Consider the following 2,999-nt stretch of genomic DNA (forward strand, 5'->3'; position numbering starts at 1 on the left):
CCGCGCACGGCCGCAACATCATGCACGCCCTCACCGAACTCGCCACCGGCCGTCCCTGGCTACCCGCAACCGGAACGACCACCTGATCAGTCACACGACCTCCAGCTTGGCCTCCAAGGTTGCCTTGGCCGGATTGGCTTCGGTGGCCACGAACGACTCGGTGTCGACGGCCTTGAGCTCGGCGTTGACCGCCTTGGCCACATCATCGAGGCTGAAGCCGGACTTGGCGGTCAGCGGAAGCTCCCACAGCTGTTCAGTGGTCAGCAGTCCCTTGGCCGACGGATAGCGGAACTTCTCCCGTGTGGCCTTCTCGAAAATGGTCACGGCAGCCTCTCTGGAATATCTGGGTAGGGAATCAGAACTGGATGCTGATGAGGCGGCGCCGGCCGCCGGTCATGGTCACCTTGGCGACCACAGAGCTGCGGACCGTGGAGCTGAAGCCGAGGCCGGACAGCTGATCCGGAGACGGCTCGCACCTGGTGCGATCGCCGAGAACCTCGAACACCTTGCGGTGCGGTTGCAGGTCGCTGCGGAGGAACTCGTTGTAGATCCCCCGCGTCGGCTGGTCGTTCACGCACCCCTTCAGCATGAAGAAGTAGTGCCGGTTGCCGACCTCGTTGTCGTCGAAGTAGTTCGGCGAATACATGATGGTGGACACCGGTACGAACTGTTCGGTGGTGATGCCCCACAACTCCTTGCCCGCACTGCCCGGCTGCACGTCCTTACCCGGCCGGAAAGCGGTGATCACCCCGCCGGCGACCGTCATCCGGCCCACCTCGACGGTCTCCTTGTGGCCGACCGCGCGCTCGTGGCTGTAATGCTCGATCTTCCCGTTGCTCTCGGTCTCGATCACGAAGCCGACCTGGGTGCTGTCCCGCTTGCGGTACTGGTTCACCTCGAGCCGGTACTCACCGTCGGGGACACGGTCGGTCCAGGTGACGTTCTCCACCGGCTCGCGGGAGAGCGTCCCGCCGGCGTTCATGTCGACGTCCAGCTTGTTGCGCTTCTCCTGGTACCAGATGTGGTCGCCGTTGGGTTCGTACACGTGCAGGTCTAGGTCGTCGTGGTTGAACCAGGACAGGCTCACCCGCAGCTTGCCGGTGACGTTGCCGCCGGCCCGCTTGACCTTCTCCCTGATCGAGTCGGTGACGTTGCCGCCGTACGACCAGCCGAAATCGTTGTCCCACTTGAACAACCGCGGAGCAGCCGGGCACCTGCCGGTGGTGAGGCTGACGAGGTGCGGCTCGTAGGTGTTGGCAACCCACAGGTCGATGGTGGCGGCGCCGGGCAGGATGTCCTTCATGAAGGAGACCACGGGAATCTCCTCCGGCTTGGCGTCGCGAAGGAGCCCGCCTGACGACCGGATGGTGGCCGCCTGCATGAGCAGCCCTTCGATGCCGTCCTTCATCCGTGCCTGGGTGTCGTTGTCGACCCACAGCACGTTGGTGACCGACACATCAGACAGCCGGGCGAACCGTCGCTGCAACGACTCCTCGATACCCAGCTCGGCAATGGTCCTCATGGCGGCCTTGACCATGCCCGGGGTGATCAACGCCGTGGGGCGCTGGTAATTCTGCGGCGCTACCTTCGCCTCGAACGACCGGACCGCCTGCTCCAGGTCGACGCCCGCAGAGAGATCCTGGACGAGGGTGCCGATCACCGTGTTGCGGAACCGGGCCGCCGGGTTCATGGCGTTGGCGAAGACGAAGGCACGTCGGTCGGTCGCCTGGGTCCACCGGTTCTGCAGCGAGCGGAACTCGGTCACCGCCCGGCGATGCTCCGCGCCGCGGTAGAGGGCGTTGTCGTCGACGAGGTCGACGACGGTGTCCAGAGCGTGCCGGGTCAGCTCGGCCAGGCCACGCTGGAAGACCTGCACCGCGGCGTCAAAGTTGCCCTGTGCCGCGCCGACGTCCTCGATGCGATGCCGCTTCTCCACCCGGCCGTGCAGATGGTGCCACACCTCGACCTGGCCGTCGCGCAGCGTTCGGGTCGTCTTCGTCCCGTACTGCGCCTGAGTGGACCGGAAGATGGTGGACAACGGCAGCGAAAGAACGAACTCGTCCAGAGCGGCGGCGACGACGGAGAAGACCGGGTCGGATGCCGACACCCCGGACCAGACGGTACGGACCCGCCCGTCGTCGATCTCGACGACGTTGCCGAAGTGCTTGATGAAACCGCGGCAGGTCGAGCAGTCGTACTCGGATCGCTCACGAAACCGCAGATTGCTGCCGGCGGGGAAGGAATCGAGAAAGGTGAGCCAGAGCGAGTCCCGGTCGAGACCGTCGCCGACGGCGTACAACTCACCCCTGGACATCATGGACAGACGCGAAGTCACATCCGTCACGAACTGCTGGAAATCGCCCACCGTTTCGTCCCCCTTGATCGCCGGAGATCCTACGCAGCGAACGCCAATCGGAGAAACGCGTTTCCGGCTGTCCGCACGGTCACAGACCCGGTGGCCGACGGTCAGTCGACCGGAGCGCGTACGGCGGTGGGGTGCCGGGCCGGCGGTCAGCAGTTTCCGCCAGTTGGCCGGTGGCGCCGTTGAGTACATCTTGACTCACGCTGTAGTTGCCTTCCCGGGCACCGACAGGCCTGGGTGGTCGAACAACTTCTCAGGCACGCCAGGCTCGCACCGAGGGACCGTGTGAACGCGCGCTCGATCAGGTGCCCGCTCATGCCGCGATTCGCGCACCATGCAGCGTCACGAGGGGCTGCGCTGATCGATGTCCGGACATGCCGATAGCGGAATCTATCGAGGTAGCTTGCGTGAGGGTTGCGATGACGTCCCTCGCAGAGGTTGCAGCGTTCAGAGGATGACATAGAATCCGGCCGACAGCCATCCCAGAATCGCCGCCCCGTACAGCAGTTGGAGTGCCTCCGTCTTGGTCCAAGCTAGCCCGAGAGTGACTGATCAGGTGGTCGTTCCGGTTGCGGGTAGCCAGGGACGGCCGGTGGCGAGTTCGGTGAGGGCGTGCATGATGTTGCGGCCGTGCGCG

The 2,999-nt window shown here is 65.0% G+C and carries 1 protein-coding gene and 1 pseudogene; both read right to left on the reverse strand.

From position 1 onward, the window contains the following. Nucleotides 1-93 precede the first annotated feature (93 nt). Nucleotides 94-324 (reverse strand): annotated as a pseudogene (locus AB0G14_RS35185) (hypothetical protein); the annotation flags it as partial. Between the two features lie 31 nt (nucleotides 325-355). Then, nucleotides 356-2,365 (reverse strand): hypothetical protein, encoded by a 2,010-nt coding sequence (locus tag AB0G14_RS35190; RefSeq protein WP_357705053.1) that lies wholly within the window; start codon nucleotides 2,363-2,365, stop codon nucleotides 356-358. Between the last annotated feature and the right edge of the window lie 634 nt (nucleotides 2,366-2,999).

This window comes from Micromonospora sp. NPDC023814, assembly GCF_040639595.1.
Classification (GTDB): domain Bacteria; phylum Actinomycetota; class Actinomycetes; order Mycobacteriales; family Micromonosporaceae; genus Micromonospora.